Below are 15,393 nucleotides of genomic sequence, written 5' to 3'. Positions count from 1 at the left end.
AGCCGATCTCGCCTGCTCCTGTCGTCCGCCATAACAATATTTCGCATTCTGGGCGGATCATGACGTTAAACGGCGCATGCGACAATCCTGCCGGAGGACCTGTGGCCAAACTGAGACGCGGAACCCATACCGCCTATTCGGAAACCTCGTCCCTGAGGCTTCGCGCCGCCTGGCTCTATTACAATCAGGGCCTGACGCAGAAGGACGTTGCCGAACAGCTGGGCATCAGCCGTACCACCGTCATCCGCCTGCTCGACGAGGCCATGCGCCGTGCCGAGGTGCAGATCTGGATCACCGAAGGCATCGATGATTGCGTCGAACTGGCAATCAAGCTCGAGCGCACCTATGGGCTCGACGAGGCGATCGTCGTTCCAGAGCCTGCTGGCGGCAACGTGAACGCGCAGGCGAAGAGCGTCGGCCTGGCACTCGGCCAGTTCCTGACGGAGGCCATCCCCGACAATTATACGATCGGCGTCGGCTGGGGCCGGACGATGACGGCTTCGCTCGCAAGCTTCCGCCCGACCCGCCGCGACAATTGCAAGGTGGTTTCCCTGCTTGGCGGCATCGTCGCCGTCCACCAGACAAACCCGATCGACTATACGTGGCGCCTGGCAAGCCAGCTCGGCGCGGAATGCTACATGTTCCTGGCGCCGCTGCTCGTCGACTCCATCGAGACCAAGCGCAATCTCATCGAGAAATGCGGCCTCGAAGCGATTTACCGGCTGGCGGAAAACCTCGATCTCGCCATCGTCAGCTGCGGCGATATCGGCCCGCAATCGACCTCCCTGTCGGAAGGCTTCATTTCGAAGCGGGAACTGGAAGAGCTGATCGACATGGGCTGCGTCTGCGACACTATGTTCAACTTCCTCGACGCCGAAGGCAATTCCGTCGATCACCCGATCAACAAGCGTGTCATGTCGGTCGATCTCGATACGCTGAAGAAGGCAAAGCACATCGTGATCTCCTCCGGCGGCGCCCACCGCGCCCAGGCGATCAGCGCCACCATCAAGCGCATCGGCTGCAATACTTTGATCACGGATGAAAGTGCCGCCAAGGCGCTGCTGCAGATGGCGATGGCGAAGGCGGCGTGAGGGCGGGCCGCCGTTGGCTCCGAATTTGGTGAGAGTGCGCCCCCCCTCTGTCCCTTTCGGGACATCTCCCCCACAAGAGGGGAGATTGGTGATGTGCAGCGACCTCTCACTTCAAAGCAAACGTCGAATCTGCTGAAGCTCCTCCTGCTTATACAGATCTGGTAAGGGCGAGCCACAAACTCCCAACGATCTCCCCCTTGTGGGGGAGATGTCCCGACAGGGACAGAGGGGGGTGGCGCAGGCACTGCAAACTCGGCTTCCGAGAACACGCACCCTCAAGCATCCCCCGCTTCCCACCCCAGTATCGCCCGCTTGCGCGTCAGCCCCCAGTGATAGCCTGTGAGCTGCCCGTTCTTCCCGAGCGCGCGATGACAGGGCACGACGAAAGAGATCGGGTTGCGGCCGACAGCTGCGCCCACGGCCCGCATCGCCGTCGGCTGGCCAATATCCTTGGCGATGTCGGAATAGGTCACCGCGCGGCCCATCGGGATCTTCAACAGGCTTTCCCAGACGCGAAGCTGGAAATCCGAGCCAATCAATACGACACGCAACGGCTGGTCGCTTGACCAGTTCGAGCGCTCGAAGATGCGGGCCGCATAAGGTGCCGTTGCGTTCGGATCCTCGATGAACTCGGCATTCGGCCATCGGCAGGTCATGTCGGCGAGGCAAGCCTTCTCATTGCCGGAATCGCTGAAGGCGAGACCGGCAAGGCCGCGATCCGTGACCATGATCAAGGCGAGACCGAAGGGCGAGATGTGGAACGCATAGCGCATCACCAGGCCGCTGCCCCTCGCCTTCCATTCGCCCGGGGACATCGCCTCATGCGTGACGAAAAGATCGTGCAGTCGGCTGGGGCCGGACAAGCCGACCTCGAAGGACGTTTCGAGCAGCGGCAGATCCTCCTTGCGCAGGAGCCGCTTGGCATGATCGAGCGTAACGGCCTGGAGAAACGCCTTGGGCGACAGCCCAGCCCAGCGCGTAAACGTCTTCTGCAGCTGGGTCGGCGACTGGCCGAGCCTTTCGGCGAGCATCTCCAGCGACGGCTGGTCGCGATATTCCTCGGTGATGAGCTCGATAACCTCCCGCACGGTGTCGTAATCGTGACCTTCCGGGGTGATGTCTTTCTTCAGCTGTGCAATCGCATTCATGATCTTTCTCCTTGGAAAGGAGAAAACCACGGCAAGAGGGCTAAAACCACCCGTTTCTTGCCTAAGTGGTCTCTCTGCAAAAATGTGATATCGCCGGTTTGGGTAGGCCGCTCATATCCGTTGTGTCACGGTCGCCAAGGCACGCTTGAAGGCTTTGGCAAAACTCTCACGATCCTCAGGATTGAGGAAGGAGCCGACATCGGTGTCGTGGCTCCTGTCGCGGACATGCATCGATACGACCCCGATCTCGCGGTGGCGGCGAACGAGGAAGCGCGTCCAGAACGGATTGAAATCGTGCTCCACCATGCGGCCCGTCGGCGAGAACTTGCGGATGGAAACATTGGTGCGCGATACCGTCACCTCTTCGCGCACGCGACCCGAACGGTAATTCAGCCAGAAGGCGCCATAGAGCAGGAAGAGATCGGCGCCGAAGAAGATGCCGATCGGCCAGGCGCCGCGAAGGATGAACAGGACGCTGTAGACGAGACAGAAGCCGCCCGCCAAGGCCAGCATGACCCTGAACCCCTTTCGCCCCAGCGAGCGATGAGGGAACAATTCGGCAGCGAAGACCGGCCTGTTGCCGTCTGCCGCCCTATCGGCGTTGCGTTCCGTCATAGGAGTTGAGTATAGGTCGTTCATGGCAAATCCCAAGATCAAATCCAGCGCCCAAACCGCGAAAAAGTCAAATGCGACCGCAGGCCGCAAGCCGACCGGAAAGAGCCTCTATTCCAAGGCAGACCTCGAAGAGATCTTCCGCCGCTTCTCCGTCCAGCGGCCGGAGCCGAAGGGTGAGCTGGAGCATGTCAACCCTTTCACGCTCGTCGTCGCCGTGGCGCTATCGGCACAGGCAACCGATGCCGGCGTCAACAAGGCGACGCGCGCCCTCTTCGCCATCGCCGATACGCCGCAGAAGATGCTCGACCTCGGCGAGGAGCGCATCCGCGAATACATCAAGACGATCGGCCTCTACCGTAACAAGGCCAAGAACGTCGTCGCCCTGTCCGAAAAGCTAATCACAGATTTCGGCGGCGAAGTGCCACGAACGCGCGAAGAGCTGATAACCCTGCCCGGCGTTGGCCGAAAGACCGCAAATGTCGTGCTCTCCATGGCTTTCGGTCAGGCGACGATGGCCGTCGATACGCATATTTTCCGCATCGCCAACCGGCTGCTGCTGGCGCCCGGCAAGACGCCCGACGACGTCGAGCAGCGGCTGATGAAGATCATTCCCGATCAATATCTCTACCATGCCCACCATTGGCTGATCCTGCATGGCCGCTATGTCTGCAAGGCGCGCAAACCGGAATGCGAACGCTGCGTCATTGCCGACCTCTGTCGCTCGCCGGAAAAGACCTGCGACATACCCGCTCCTCTGGTCGAACTTCCGCCCCAGGTCATCGGAGCGGAAGCGGCAGGCTAAGCCTGTCTTGACCGCAGGCCTGTCTCCCTGTGTGAGATCAGCTTGTGCAGGTGCACCATCATGCCCGCTGCAAACAGCGGCGTCAGCAGGTTGAGAAACGGGATCGCCAGAAAGGCGGCAATCACCAGGCCGGCAAGGAAGACCGTCAAAGCGTGCTTGACCCGGAATTCCCGCGCCTCGTCCGGCGAGCGGAAGCGCATGGCGGCGAATTCGAAAAACTCGCGGCCAAGCAAATAGCCGTTCACCAGGAAGAAGGCGACGAGGTTGACGCCCGGAATGAACAGCAGAAACAGCGCCACGATGTTGCCGACGATGACGACGCCGAGAAAACGCACGGAGCTCTTCATTGCCGCAACGAGCGGCATTGCCGTTCCGGGCGCATCGCCGGGATAGTCGCGCTTTTCCACAACTTCGGCGACATCATCAAGAAACAGGCCGGCGATCAGTGCCGTCACCGGCGAAATCAGCAGCGCCATCGCCAGAGCCAATGCAATCCCCGCGAAAATGGCAAGGAAGAGCGTAAGCCAGCCCGTCCAGTCGGCCGTCGATGGCATGAAGCCCTGCAGCCAGGGCAGGATGAAGGAATTGAACGCGCCCCGCAGCGCAAACCATAGCGCGACCAGCGCCAGCAAAGTCAGGCCCAGGACCTTCCAGAAAACCTTGCGCGTCTCCGGCGCAAAGAGATTGGCAAGGGAAAGACGCGCAGCAAGAACAATCATTCGGTCGACCTCTTTTGATGGCAAGTGGACACCTAGGAAGTGGTTGCATCGATATCAATATCTCGCGTCGGTGTATGAAATACGTTCAATTAAAAATTTGAATTATTGTAATATATTTTACAGTAATATATCCTGTTCGCCACATTAAGAACAACAATCGAAACAAGACCATCCGCTCGATTAGATTTGAATGAGCGATTGAACCAGGAATTGGTGCAACCGAACATCGGAAAGACCATCGACGAGGCGTGAAAAATTGGAAGACCTTAGCCAGAAACTTAGACAATATATCAAGATCGGCACTCCTGCCGAACGAAGAATTGCTAAGTATTTCTCAGAGCATCTGAATGAACTACCGTTCGAAACGGCCTCTTCGGTCGCCGACAGGCTGGAGCTCAGCCCAATGACGGTAGGGCGGTTCCTGCGGTCCCTTGGTTATCACGGCCTGGATGGGATCAAGGTGCACCTCAAGGAAAATGCGCCAACGCTTACGTCACAATTGCCTAACATTCTCGAACAGCTTCAGAGGGACGCCAGCGAAGGCCGTCCGCTTGCGGCCCAGATCGCCGAGCAGGTCGAAATGCTGCAGCATATCTATAACCTCGCCGGCCAGCCGCAGTGGCAGGAGGCGACCGCGACCATCCTGTCCTCCGACAATGTCTTCGTCGCCGCCCATCCCAGCCTTGCGGGAATTGGGCGTCATTTCTCCGACCGCCTGGCCTTTGCCCGGGATCAGGTCCTGTTTCTCGACGGAGCCAATGGCAGCTATATCGAACTGTTCGGCGAGCGATCCAAAGACGGATTGCTCGTCATCATCGATTCACCGCGCTTTGTTTCGTCCCGCCTGCTCGCCCGCTCCGCGCGCCGGTCCGGATGCAAGGTACTGCTGGTGACAGGCCAGTTTACCGAATGGGCGCATGAATTCGCAAACGTCACCCTGTCCCTGCCACCGCAGCGGGCTAACAGCCGCGAAAATCTCACGGCCATGATGTCGCTGCTCGAATATCTGGCCGTCGCCGTCATCCAGGCAGCTGGCGAGACCGCGGAAACCAGAACCCGCCGCATAGAAGAACTACAAGGCATGTTTGCCCACGCGCCGCTCCGGTAAGCCATTCTATTCCATGGCGTCCAGTTCCGCACGGTGGCGGTACATGGCGAGGAAGCGACGGTAATCGCGGTCATAGAATGCCTTCTTTCCCGCGTTCGGAAGCCGTTCGTGACCGCCCGGATACATCGCAGCGCCCGCAGCCCCCAGGCTTTCATAGAGGCCGCAGGAGACGGAAGCGGCGATCGCCGTGCCCAAAAGCACGGTCTCGTTCATTTTCGGGATCACGACCTTGCAGCCCGTCACGTCGGAATAGAGTTCCATGAGCAGCGAATTCTTCACGTGGCCGCCGGCCACATGCAGCGTGTCGGGCACATAGCCGTAGTCCCGCATCCGCTCCAGGATGTGACGAATGCCGAGCGCAATGCCGACGCTGGTTCGCCAGTAGAGCCGGCAGAGACCGTCAAAGGAAGCGTCCAGCGTCATGCCGCTGATGACGCCCAATGCATGCGGATCGGCAAGCGGCGACCGATTGCCGTGAAAATCGGGCAGCACATGGATGCGTCCGCCGAGCGAATCGCCCTCCTCCAGCCGCAATTCGGCGATCCGCCGCACGATACGATCATGCAGCGCCGCCGTTGGCGGTCCGCCGGCCGCATGCATGCTGACGATATGATCGAGCAGCGCACCCGTTGCCGACTGTCCGGCCTCGGCAAGCCACATGCCCGGGAAGACCGCCTCGTAATAAGGACCCCACATGCCCGTGCTGCGCTTGCGCTCGCGCGCGAAGGAAACGACGCAGCTCGAGGTTCCGGCAATCAGCGCCAGCTGATGTTCCAACATGCGGGCATCGCCGGCATGGGCGGCAAGCGCACCCAGCGCGCCGGCATAGGCATCGATCAGGCCCGCGCCGACATGACAGGCGCGATCGAGCCCCAGCGCTTCGGCCGCGTCGGCCGTCAATGTGCCGATGCTTCCGCCCACTGCGACACTCTCTTCAGGCAGGCTACCGCGCTCGCACAGGTCGCCAAGGCCGATCACGTTGAGAAAATCGGCCTGCCAGCTCGGCTCGCGATGGGCGAGATAGTTCCATTTCGCCACCAGGGTGGAGCGCGACCGGGCAAGCGAGCCGGTTGCCTTCCATGTCATGAAATCCGCAAGGTCGAAGAAATAACCGGCCTCGGCCCAGCTTTCCGGCAGGTTCTCCTTCAGCCACATCAGTTTGGGCATTTCCATTTCCGGCGACATGAACTCGCCGGAATAATCGAGAACCTCGTGCTTCGTCGCCGTGCAATAATCCGCCTCGGCAAGCGCGCGGTGATCGAGCCAGACGATGGTATCGAATCTCTTCTCGCCACAGGTGGAAACGGTGAGTTGCCCGCCATCGCGATCGCGCACGACCAGCGAACAGGTCGCATCGAAGCCGATCGCGCCGATAGCGGATGCGGCAACGCCGGATGCTTTCACGGCTCCGCGAACCGCGGTGCAGACGGCGGCCCATATATTTTCGGAATCGTGCTCGGCGTGGTTTTCACGCGGACGATTCATCAGGATCGGATGTTCGCTTTTACCCAGCAGTGAACCGCCCGCGGTGAAGACACCAGCGCGTGCGCTGCCTGTGCCGATATCGACCGCAATCACGTGATCACGCATGCAAAAGAGGTCCCGCCCACTTATGTCTTGTTGCGGACAAGTTGTATCAATTCCGGCATCGCGTCAAACACGACCTCGGGCGAGAGCTGCTCCAGTTCCGCCCGGTAACTCGGCGAATGAGCATGCGAACCACCGGTGAAGGCAAAGACCGTCATGCCGGCCGCGCGCGCTGCCGTGATCCCCGCCGGGCTGTCCTCCACGACGATGCAATCCTTCGGCGGCACGCCCATTTTTTCCGCCGCATAGAGAAAGAGATCCGGCGCCGGCTTGCCGCGCTTGACCATGCTGGCGCTGAAAATATTCGGCTCCAGTCTGTCGAGAAGGCCGGTCACACCGAGCGAGAGACGGATGCGCTCCAGCTGGCTCGATGAGGCGACGCAGCGCGGAAGCTTGAGCACATCCAGCGTCGCTGCAATGCCGTCGATCGGCTTCAGCTCGTGCTTGAAGCGCTCGTAGAGATCGTTGCGGATGCGATCGAGAAATGCCTGGTCGATGAAGACGTCGAACTCCGTCTGCATCGTGTCGACGAGCGTCGCCAGGCTCTTGCCGAGGAAGCGGCTGTAGACATCCTCCTCGCTCATCTCGATGCCGACATCATGCATCGCCTGGATGAGCACACTGACCGACAGCGGCTCGCTGTCGACAAGCACACCATCGCAGTCGAAGATTACGAGCCCTGTTCCCGCATCCGCCATCACAGATCCAACCTGAATTCTGTTGCTGTCCCGCCGGCCGGAAACCCGGCACGGCAATGGAAAACGGCCGGAACAGGAGAAGTCCGGCCGCTTGAAAATCATTCCGCGAGTTTGTTGTCCAAGTATAGCTGCAGGGTGACGCGGGTACCCTTTTCCCACAGCGTTTTCAGTGCATGCGCGAAGCGCTTGCGGAAGAGATCGGATTTGGCGACATCGCCGAAAATATCATCGAAGACCAGGAAGGCATTCGGATCGTCTTTTGCCTTGAGGGCTGCTGCATGCAGCCGATCCGCGCTGGCATCGTTGAAGACGATCTCCTTGCCGCTGTCGCTCTTGCCGGCGAAATAGCGGCACCAGAGAGCGGAAACGAGTGCGAGACCGACGATATCCTCGCCGCGACGGAGACGGTCGGCTGTCGATGGCAGAATGAATTTCGGCTGGCGGTTGGAGCCGTCCTGCGCCAGACGCGGGATGGTGTCGGCGATCTTCGGATTGGAGAAGCGCCGCTCGATCAGCTTGAAGTAATCCGCAAGCACCGTATTCGGTACCGGCGGGATGACGGGGATGATCTCGTCGTTTTCGAGCTTTGCGAGGAAGGCGCGGATCAGCGGCTCTTCCATGGCTTCATGCACGAAATGGATATCCATCAGCGCCGCCGGATAAGCAATCGCCGCATGGCCGCCGTTGAGAATGCGGATCTTCATGTGCTCATAGGGCGTCACGTCGGGAACGAAGGTCACGCCGACCTTTTCCAGCGCCGGACGTCCTGCCGGGAAGTTGTCTTCCAGCACCCATTGCTTGAACTCTTCGCAATAGACCGGCCAGTTGTCCTCGATATCGAAGTCTTCTTTCAGCAGGTCGATTTCACGCGCGCCGGTCGCCGGCGTGATGCGGTCGACCATGCCGTTCGGGAAAGCGACGTTCGCGGCGATCCAGTCGGCAAAGGCCGGATCGGAAAGCCGCGCCGTACCGACCACGGCGGCTTTGGTGACGCCGCCATTGTGGGGGATGTTGTCGCAGGACATGACGGTGAAAGGCTGCAGGCCGACCGCGCGGCGCGCCTTGAGACCGGCCACGATCAGGCCGAACACCGTCTTCGGCGCATCTGGGTTCTGCCCGTCGGCCACGATCGCCGGCTGGGCGGGATTGAACTTGCCCGAGGCGTCGATGAAATAGCCACCTTCGGTGATCGTCATCGAAACGATGCGGATCGTCGGGTCGGCAAGCTTGGCGATGATGGCCTTGGCATCGCCGACCGGCAGGATGTCGATCATCGGCGCGGTCACGCGCGCGGCCGTGCGATTATTGTCCTGCTCGACGACGGTCGTCAGAAAATCCTGGGCTGCGAGCTTTTCCCGCATGGCCGCATCGGACGGCAGCACACCCGCACCGATGATCGCCCAGTCATGGGCTTCTCCGGCATTGAAAAGATCGTCGAGATAAACAGCCTGATGGGCGCGATGGAAATTACCGACACCGAAATGCACGATGCCCGCCGAAAGCGATTTCGGATCGTAAGCAGGAATGGCCGCCTTTGCAGCCGCCTGCTGAAGAGTTGCGAGCGATAATTTGCACGTCATGTCTCTGGTCCTTTTGAAGGTCTCTGGCTCCGGACGACTCGGGAAAGCCGCACCGGCTATAGGCTTGCCCGTCCGCGGAGATCGCAGGATGCGGCCCGGGAGAAATGCAATCGGCCATGCTCGCAAGCGGGCATGGCCCCGGCTCGGGTTCAGATCGAAAGCCCCTCGGCGTTGAACCGGTGAATATGTGCCTTGTCGGGCGTCAGGTAGACGGTATCGCCGGCCCGCGCCGGAAAATCGCCCGAACCGCGTGCCGTCACCGTGCCGATCCCGTCGACATCGATATGCAGGAAGGTGTCGGAGCCGAGATGTTCCGCCACCAGCACCTTGCCCTGCCAGTCGCCAGAGCTGGTCGACAGCACGACATGTTCCGGACGAACGCCGATCGTGTCGCCGCCGAGGCTCTGGGCATAGGCGCCCTTGACGAAATTCATCTTCGGCGAGCCGATGAAGCCGGCGACGAACAGGTTGCGCGGGCTGCGGTAGAGCTCCAGCGGCGAGCCCACCTGCTCGATATTGCCGCGGTTGAGCACGACGATCTTGTCGGCCATGGTCATGGCCTCGACCTGGTCATGCGTCACATAGACCATCGTCGTCTTCAGCTGCTGATGCAGCTCGCTGATCTCGAGGCGCATGTTGACGCGCAGCGCCGCATCCAGGTTCGACAAGGGCTCGTCGAAGAGGAAGGCCGCCGGCTGGCGCACGATGGCGCGGCCGATCGCGACGCGCTGGCGTTGGCCGCCGGAAAGCTGGCGCGGCTTGCGCTCCAGATAATCCGTCAGGTTCAGGACGCGCGCCGCATCCGCCACCTTCTTGTCGATTTCCGCCTGCGGCATGTTCGCCATCTTCAGCGGAAAGGCGATGTTCTTGCGCACGCTCATATGCGGATAGAGTGCATAGGACTGGAACACCATGGCCAACCCGCGTTCGGACGGTTTCAGATTGGTGCCGTCCTTGCCGTCGATCATGATCTGACCGCCGGAGACGTCTTCGAGGCCTGCGATCAGCCGCAGCAGCGTCGACTTGCCGCAGCCGGACGGCCCGACGAACACGACGAACTCGCCATTGTCGATTTCCAGGTCGATGGAAGGGATAACCTTGGCTTCGCCGAAGACCTTGGAAACTTGCTTGAGAACAATGCTACCCATGCTTGTCTTCCTTACTTAACCGCGCCGAAGGTGAGGCCGCGAACGAGTTGTTTCTGGCTGAACCAGCCGAGGATCAGGATCGGAGCGATCGCCATGGTCGATGCCGCCGAAAGCTTGGCATAGAACAGGCCCTCCGGACTGGAGTAGGAGGCGATGAAGGTGCTTAGCGGTGCGGCGTCGACCGCGGAGAGATTGAGCGTCCAGAAGGCTTCGTTCCAGGCGAGGATGATGTTGAGCAGCATCGTCGAGGCAAGGCCGGGGATCGCCATCGGCGTCAGGACGTAGATGATTTCCTTTGCCAGCGTGGCACCGTCCATGCGGGCTGCTTCGAGGATCTCGCCGGGGATTTCCTTGAAGTAGGTATAGAGCATCCAGACGATGATCGGCAGGTTGATTAGCATCAGGACGATCACCATGCCCAGCCGGCTGGCGAACTGGTTGTTCAGGAGGCCGAAGCTCTGGAACAGCAGATAGATCGGGATGAAGGCGCCGACCGGCGGCATCATCTTCGTCGACAGCATCCACATCAGGACATCCTTGGTCCGCTTGGTCGGCGAGAATGCCATGGCCCAGGCGGCGGGTACCGCGACGAGCAGGCCGAGAATGGTCGAACCGAAGGCGATGATGACCGAATTGCCGAAGTGGAGGAAGTAATCCGAGCGCGACTGCACCTCGAAATAATTCTCCAGCGTCCAGTGGAAGAAGAGGAATTGCGGCGGCGAGGCAATCGCATCGCCCTCCGTCTTGAAGCTCGTCAGGATCGTCCACAGGATCGGGAAGAAGATGAGGAGCGCCACGACCCAGGCGGCGAGCGATACGACGATCTTGCGTTGCGTGGTGATCTTGCGTGCCATCTCAAGCCTCCAGATTCTTGCCGACCGCACGCATCAGGAAGATCGCGACGATATTGGCGAGGATGACGGCGATGATGCCGCCCGCCGATGCGCCGCCGACGTCCTGCGACAGAACGATCTGCGAATAGACGAGATAAGTGAGGTTCGTCGTCGCCGTGCCCGGTCCGCCATTGGTGGTGACGAGGATCTCCGCGAAGGCCGACAGCATGAAGATCGTCTCGATCAGGATCACGACGGTGATGGCGCGGGCCAGATGCGGCAGGATGATGTAGATGAACTTCGAAACCGGCCCGGCGCCATCCATCTCGGCGGCTTCCTTCTGCTCCTCATCCAGCGACTGCAGGGCCGTCAGCAGGATAAGCGTCGCGAAAGGCAGCCATTGCCAGGCGATGATGATGATGATCGACAGCAGCGGAACCGTCTCCAGCCAGGTCAGCGGATCGAGCCCGAAAAATTTGAAGAGATGCGCCAGGAGCCCGTTCACCGGGTTCATGAACATGTGCTTCCAGATGAGGGCGGCGACCGTCGGCATCACGAAGAAGGGTGCAAGCACCAGCATGCGCACGATGCCCTGGCCGAAGATCGGCTGATCGAGAAGGAGCGCCAGCGCAATGCCGCCGATGACGGTAATGAGCAGCGCGCCGCCGACAAGCAGCAGCGTCACGATCAGAGAGCTCACAAAGGCCGGGTCGCTGATGAAATATTCGTAGTTGAGCCAGCCGATGAAATCATGCGTGCCGGGGTTCAGCAGATTGTAGTTCAGCGTCGAGAAATAGATCGTCATCACGAGCGGGACGATCATCCAAGCGAAGAGAAGCAGAACCGAAGGCGCCATCATGACGCGGGCGGTGGAACGGGTGTGCAACGTTGCCATGGCAAGTACCGACCTATCTTTTTAAGGAGGGGATGGCCGCGGACCGGCTGAAACAAAAGGGGCCGCCAAGGGCAGTTCGGCGCTCGGCGGCCTAGGGGAAAGCAGCGCTCGAGAGGGGGCGCTGCTTTCCTTAGCTTCGAAGGCCCTTACTTCGGATAGCCGGCCTTCTTCATTTCGCGTTCCGTCAGCTGCTGGGCAGCCTTCAGCGCCTGATCGACGGAGATCTGGCCGGCGAGAGCAGCCGAGAACTGCTGGCCGACAGCCGTGCCGATGCCCTGGAATTCAGGAATGGCGACGAACTGGACGCCGACATAGGGAACCGGTTTGACGGTCGGATGCGTCGGATCAGCCGAGTTGATCGAGTCGAGCGTCATCTTCGCGAAAGGCGCTGCCTTCTGGTAGTCCGCATTCGCGTAGAGCGACGTGCGGGTGCCGGGAGGTGCGTTCAGCCAGCCTTCCTTCTGTGCCACAAGGTTGGTGTATTCCTTGCTGGTGGCCCAGGAAATGAACTTCTCCGCCGCTTCGGTCTTCTTCGAGGAAGCCGGGATGGCGAGGTTCCATGCCCAGAGCCAGTTGCCGCGCTTGCCGAGGCCCTTATCCGGAGCCAGAGCGAAGCCGACCTTGTCGGCGACCTTCGATTCCTTCGGATCGGAAACGAAGGAGGCTGCAACCGTCGCGTCGATCCACATGCCGCACTTGCCGGACTGGAACAGGGCCAGGTTTTCGTTGAAGCCGTTGGAGGAAGCGCCCGGAGGGCCGGCATCCTTCATGAGCTTGACGTAGAAGCTCAGCGTGTCCTTCCATTCCGGCTGGTCGAACTGTGCCTTCCACTTCTCGTCGAACCAGCGGGCGCCGAACGAATTCGACATGGCCGTCAGGAATGCCATGTTCTCGCCCCAGCCTGCCTTGCCACGGAGGCAGATGCCGTAGACTTCATGGTCCTTGTCGGTGATCTTGCGGGCTGCATCGGCGACGAAGTCCCAGGTCGGGGCGTCCGGCATCTTCAGGCCGGCCTTCTCGAACAGGTCCTTGCGATACATCACCATCGAGCTTTCGCCATAGAACGGTGCTGCATAGAGCTTGCCGTCGGTGGTCAGACCGCTGCGAATGGCCGGGAGAAGGTCATCCACCGCATAGTCCTTGTCGGCGGAAAGCTTGTCGAGCGCCGCGAGCCAGCCGAGCTTGCTCCAGATCGGCACTTCGTAGGTGCCGATGGTCAGCACGTCGTACTGGCCGGCCTTGGTAGCGATGTCGGTCGTAACCTTCTGGCGCAATACGTTTTCTTCAAGCGTGACCCATTGCAGGTCGATGCCGGGGTTCTTGGCTTTGAAATCGTCCGTAAGCTTCTGCATACGAACCATGTCGCCGTTATTGACCGTCGCAATCGTGAGGGTTTCTGCGGACGCCAGGCCGGCAAACATCAACGCCGAGCAGGCGCTCAGCAATAAAGTTTTCAATTTCATATCTTCCTCCCAGAAGACTAAAAATGAGCATTCGCTTTGCTCGTGGGCAATTACTCGCTCATTGCGACAAAATGTCAATGCAGATTCGTTGCTGCATTGCCGAGCAAGAAACCCATCTCTTTGTTTTTATGGAAAAATTTTTTGCTCAATCCCTGAGCAAAAATTCAGCAACTGCCTCGTCGGTGATCAACCCGTTGATTTGCCGGCCAATAACCGCAGCCTTGATCGCCTCGAACTTGCGTCTTCCCTTGGCGATTCCAATGACGGAACAGGTGTCCCGGGACGGGATCGGCGCGCTGGCGACGCGATCGTTGACATCATCAGGCATGAGCTTGCCATCGCCATCGAAAAGCCAGCCGCAGATCTCGCCGGCAGCGCCGCGGTCCATGAGCGCCAGCATCTCCTCTCTCTCGAGGAAGCCGTCGAGGCAGAGCGGCGCTTCGATGCCCATTTCGCCGATGCCGACGAAGGTGACGTCGGCCTGGGCGCTGATATCCAGCGTCGAGCGTACCAGCGCCTGCGCATGCAAGAGTTCGCGTTCTTCCGCCGACGATACCAGCACAGGCAGCGGCATCGGAAAATGCCGCGCCTTGATGACGTCGGCCATGCTGAAAATGACGTTGTAATAGGCGGCTGAACCGTCCGGGCCGATATTGCCGGTCAGGGACACCACCCGGTGCTGCAGACATTCGATGGCCGGCAGCTGGTCGACCGCGGCCTTCAGCGTGCGCCCCGTGCCGATCGCCAATACGATCGGATCGCTACGCCGCAGCCAGCGCTCGATTTCGGCTGCCCCGGCTTCGGCGATGCCGATGGTAGACGATGTGCTATCCGGATCGCTCGGCACGACATCGACATGGCGAAGACCGAATTTTGCTTTCAGCGCCGCAGCATATTCCAGGCAGGCGGCGATCGGGTGATCCAGCCGCACCTTGATCAACCGTTCGGCAACGGCGAGCGATACCAGACGCTGCGCCGATTGGCGGGAGATTCCCATTGCGACCGCAATCTCGTCCTGAGTCCGGCCGGCAACGTAATAGAGCCATCCGGCTCGTGCCGCATCGTCAAGCCGCCCCTGGGAATCCAGCTTTCTCGCCATCGCATTCCTTTATCGAAACAGCGCCCGATCCTCGGCAATTATGCTCGCGATCCGGGCCAGGTGATCCGGACCGACCGTGCCGGATCACTCAGCTTCCGGCGGAATGACGCCCTTGGTCAAGGTGAAACAGCCGTAGAAACGGCGTTCGCCGGTCTGAATGACGCAATAGGCATCCTTGGCGCGCTCATAGAAGGCGTAGCGTTCGACCGGCGTCAGCGGCCAATGCTTGCCCTCGGCCTTGTCGATCGCAGCCTGCACCTCGCGCTGCACCTGCGGCACCTCGTCGGGCGCACCGACCACTTCCATGCGCGTTGCGGCGTCGTCGATGAACGTGTCGAGCGGCATCAATGACAATATCGCAGCAACCGCGTCGGCGGCCGGCACGTTGTCGATGCGCAGCAGCTCGCCCAGAACCGTCTGGCTTGCGATGGCTTCGGCGGGGAAATTCGTATCGACCACGACGAGCATGTCGCCATGTCCCATCGATTTCAGCGCATAGAGCACATCCGCATTCAACAGCGGCGAAATTCCCTTCAGCATGACCGAGCATCCTCCAATGGCCTGTGCAGCCATCCTGCGGCCGCTTCGTTCTCCGCGCAAACAAGTA

The 15,393-nt window shown here is 60.4% G+C and carries 15 protein-coding genes; 3 read left to right on the top strand and 12 right to left on the bottom strand.

Annotated elements, in window-relative coordinates:
• Nucleotides 1–101 precede the first annotated feature (101 nt).
• The gene (locus DQ393_RS18540; RefSeq protein WP_112343215.1) at nt 102–1,091 is read left to right on the top strand and encodes a sugar-binding transcriptional regulator; all 990 of its coding nucleotides are present in this window, start codon (nt 102–104) and stop codon (nt 1,089–1,091) included.
• 275 nt (nt 1,092–1,366) lie between these two features.
• Here DQ393_RS18540 and DQ393_RS18535 read toward each other — a convergent pair whose 3' ends face one another.
• On the bottom strand, nt 1,367–2,239 hold the full coding sequence (locus DQ393_RS18535) for a methylated-DNA--[protein]-cysteine S-methyltransferase (protein ID WP_112343214.1): 873 nt from the start codon (nt 2,237–2,239) through the stop codon (nt 1,367–1,369).
• A gap of 111 nt (nt 2,240–2,350) precedes the next feature.
• A complete protein-coding gene (locus DQ393_RS18530) occupies nt 2,351–2,854 on the bottom strand; it encodes a DUF2244 domain-containing protein (RefSeq protein WP_112343213.1) in 504 nt (167 codons plus the stop codon).
• Nucleotides 2,855–2,876: 22 nt separating this feature from the next.
• Here DQ393_RS18530 and nth point away from each other — a divergent pair, with 22 nt between their 5' ends.
• Complete coding sequence (gene nth / locus DQ393_RS18525; protein ID WP_112343212.1) at nt 2,877–3,656, top strand: endonuclease III; 780 nt, start codon at nt 2,877–2,879, stop codon at nt 3,654–3,656.
• On the opposite strand, the gene DQ393_RS18520 is transcribed toward nth, so the two are convergent.
• Complete coding sequence (locus DQ393_RS18520; protein ID WP_112343211.1) at nt 3,653–4,375, bottom strand: sulfate transporter family protein; 723 nt, start codon at nt 4,373–4,375, stop codon at nt 3,653–3,655. The genes nth and DQ393_RS18520 overlap by 4 nt on opposite strands.
• Nucleotides 4,376–4,631: 256 nt before the next feature.
• Here DQ393_RS18520 and DQ393_RS18515 point away from each other — a divergent pair, with 256 nt between their 5' ends.
• Nucleotides 4,632–5,483 (top strand): MurR/RpiR family transcriptional regulator, encoded by an 852-nt coding sequence (locus DQ393_RS18515; protein ID WP_112343210.1) that lies wholly within the window; start codon nt 4,632–4,634, stop codon nt 5,481–5,483.
• Between the two features lie 6 nt (nt 5,484–5,489).
• On the opposite strand, the gene DQ393_RS18510 is transcribed toward DQ393_RS18515, so the two are convergent.
• The 9 genes from DQ393_RS18510 to DQ393_RS18470 all read right to left on the bottom strand — a co-directional run bounded on the left by DQ393_RS18510 (nt 5,490) and on the right by DQ393_RS18470 (nt 15,326).
• A complete protein-coding gene (locus DQ393_RS18510; protein WP_112343209.1) occupies nt 5,490–7,073 on the bottom strand; it encodes an FGGY-family carbohydrate kinase in 1,584 nt (527 codons plus the stop codon).
• Between the two features lie 20 nt (nt 7,074–7,093).
• Nucleotides 7,094–7,768 (bottom strand): HAD family hydrolase, encoded by a 675-nt coding sequence (locus DQ393_RS18505; RefSeq protein ID WP_112343208.1) that lies wholly within the window; start codon nt 7,766–7,768, stop codon nt 7,094–7,096.
• A 98-nt stretch (nt 7,769–7,866) separates the two neighbouring features.
• On the bottom strand, nt 7,867–9,348 hold the full coding sequence (locus DQ393_RS18500; RefSeq protein ID WP_112343207.1) for a mannitol dehydrogenase family protein: 1,482 nt from the start codon (nt 9,346–9,348) through the stop codon (nt 7,867–7,869).
• Between the two features lie 149 nt (nt 9,349–9,497).
• Nucleotides 9,498–10,496 (bottom strand): ABC transporter ATP-binding protein, encoded by a 999-nt coding sequence (locus tag DQ393_RS18495; protein ID WP_112343206.1) that lies wholly within the window; start codon nt 10,494–10,496, stop codon nt 9,498–9,500.
• Nucleotides 10,497–10,507: 11 nt separating this feature from the next.
• On the bottom strand, nt 10,508–11,350 hold the full coding sequence (locus DQ393_RS18490; protein WP_112343205.1) for a carbohydrate ABC transporter permease: 843 nt from the start codon (nt 11,348–11,350) through the stop codon (nt 10,508–10,510).
• Between the two features lies 1 nt (nt 11,351).
• Nucleotides 11,352–12,224, bottom strand: coding sequence for a carbohydrate ABC transporter permease (locus DQ393_RS18485; protein WP_112343204.1), 873 nt, complete (start codon nt 12,222–12,224; stop codon nt 11,352–11,354).
• A gap of 146 nt (nt 12,225–12,370) precedes the next feature.
• Nucleotides 12,371–13,687 (bottom strand): ABC transporter substrate-binding protein, encoded by a 1,317-nt coding sequence (locus tag DQ393_RS18480; protein WP_112343203.1) that lies wholly within the window; start codon nt 13,685–13,687, stop codon nt 12,371–12,373.
• Nucleotides 13,688–13,832: 145 nt separating this feature from the next.
• Nucleotides 13,833–14,786: a sugar-binding transcriptional regulator gene (locus tag DQ393_RS18475; protein WP_112343202.1), complete on the bottom strand. Its 954-nt coding sequence runs from the start codon at nt 14,784–14,786 to the stop codon at nt 13,833–13,835.
• 84 nt (nt 14,787–14,870) lie between these two features.
• The gene (locus tag DQ393_RS18470) at nt 14,871–15,326 is read right to left on the bottom strand and encodes an RbsD/FucU family protein (RefSeq protein WP_112343201.1); all 456 of its coding nucleotides are present in this window, start codon (nt 15,324–15,326) and stop codon (nt 14,871–14,873) included.
• Nucleotides 15,327–15,393: the final 67 nt, after the last annotated feature.

Source organism: Martinezella tropici (genome assembly GCF_003287875.1).
In the GTDB taxonomy this organism is placed as follows: Bacteria; Pseudomonadota; Alphaproteobacteria; order Rhizobiales; family Rhizobiaceae; genus Rhizobium; species Rhizobium tropici_C.
This window is presented reverse-complemented; position numbering and strand designations above follow the sequence as displayed.

Excerpts from the sequence above, each read along its gene's own strand:
- DQ393_RS18535 (WP_112343214.1), bottom strand. The coding sequence starts at position 2,239 with ATGAATGCGATTGCACAGCTGAAGAAAGACATCACCCCGGAAGGTCAC.
- DQ393_RS18475 (WP_112343202.1), bottom strand. The coding sequence starts at position 14,786 with ATGGCGAGAAAGCTGGATTCCCAGGGGCGGCTTGACGATGCGGCACGA.
- DQ393_RS18510 (WP_112343209.1), bottom strand. The coding sequence starts at position 7,073 with ATGCGTGATCACGTGATTGCGGTCGATATCGGCACAGGCAGCGCACGC.
- DQ393_RS18490 (WP_112343205.1), bottom strand. The coding sequence starts at position 11,350 with ATGGCACGCAAGATCACCACGCAACGCAAGATCGTCGTATCGCTCGCC.
- DQ393_RS18480 (WP_112343203.1), bottom strand. The coding sequence starts at position 13,687 with ATGAAATTGAAAACTTTATTGCTGAGCGCCTGCTCGGCGTTGATGTTT.
- DQ393_RS18505 (WP_112343208.1), bottom strand. The coding sequence starts at position 7,768 with ATGGCGGATGCGGGAACAGGGCTCGTAATCTTCGACTGCGATGGTGTG.
- nth (WP_112343212.1), top strand. The coding sequence starts at position 2,877 with ATGGCAAATCCCAAGATCAAATCCAGCGCCCAAACCGCGAAAAAGTCA.
- DQ393_RS18470 (WP_112343201.1), bottom strand. The coding sequence starts at position 15,326 with ATGCTGAAGGGAATTTCGCCGCTGTTGAATGCGGATGTGCTCTATGCG.
- DQ393_RS18530 (WP_112343213.1), bottom strand. The coding sequence starts at position 2,854 with ATGACGGAACGCAACGCCGATAGGGCGGCAGACGGCAACAGGCCGGTC.
- DQ393_RS18500 (WP_112343207.1), bottom strand. The coding sequence starts at position 9,348 with ATGACGTGCAAATTATCGCTCGCAACTCTTCAGCAGGCGGCTGCAAAG.
- DQ393_RS18520 (WP_112343211.1), bottom strand. The coding sequence starts at position 4,375 with ATGATTGTTCTTGCTGCGCGTCTTTCCCTTGCCAATCTCTTTGCGCCG.
- DQ393_RS18485 (WP_112343204.1), bottom strand. The coding sequence starts at position 12,224 with ATGGCAACGTTGCACACCCGTTCCACCGCCCGCGTCATGATGGCGCCT.
- DQ393_RS18495 (WP_112343206.1), bottom strand. The coding sequence starts at position 10,496 with ATGGGTAGCATTGTTCTCAAGCAAGTTTCCAAGGTCTTCGGCGAAGCC.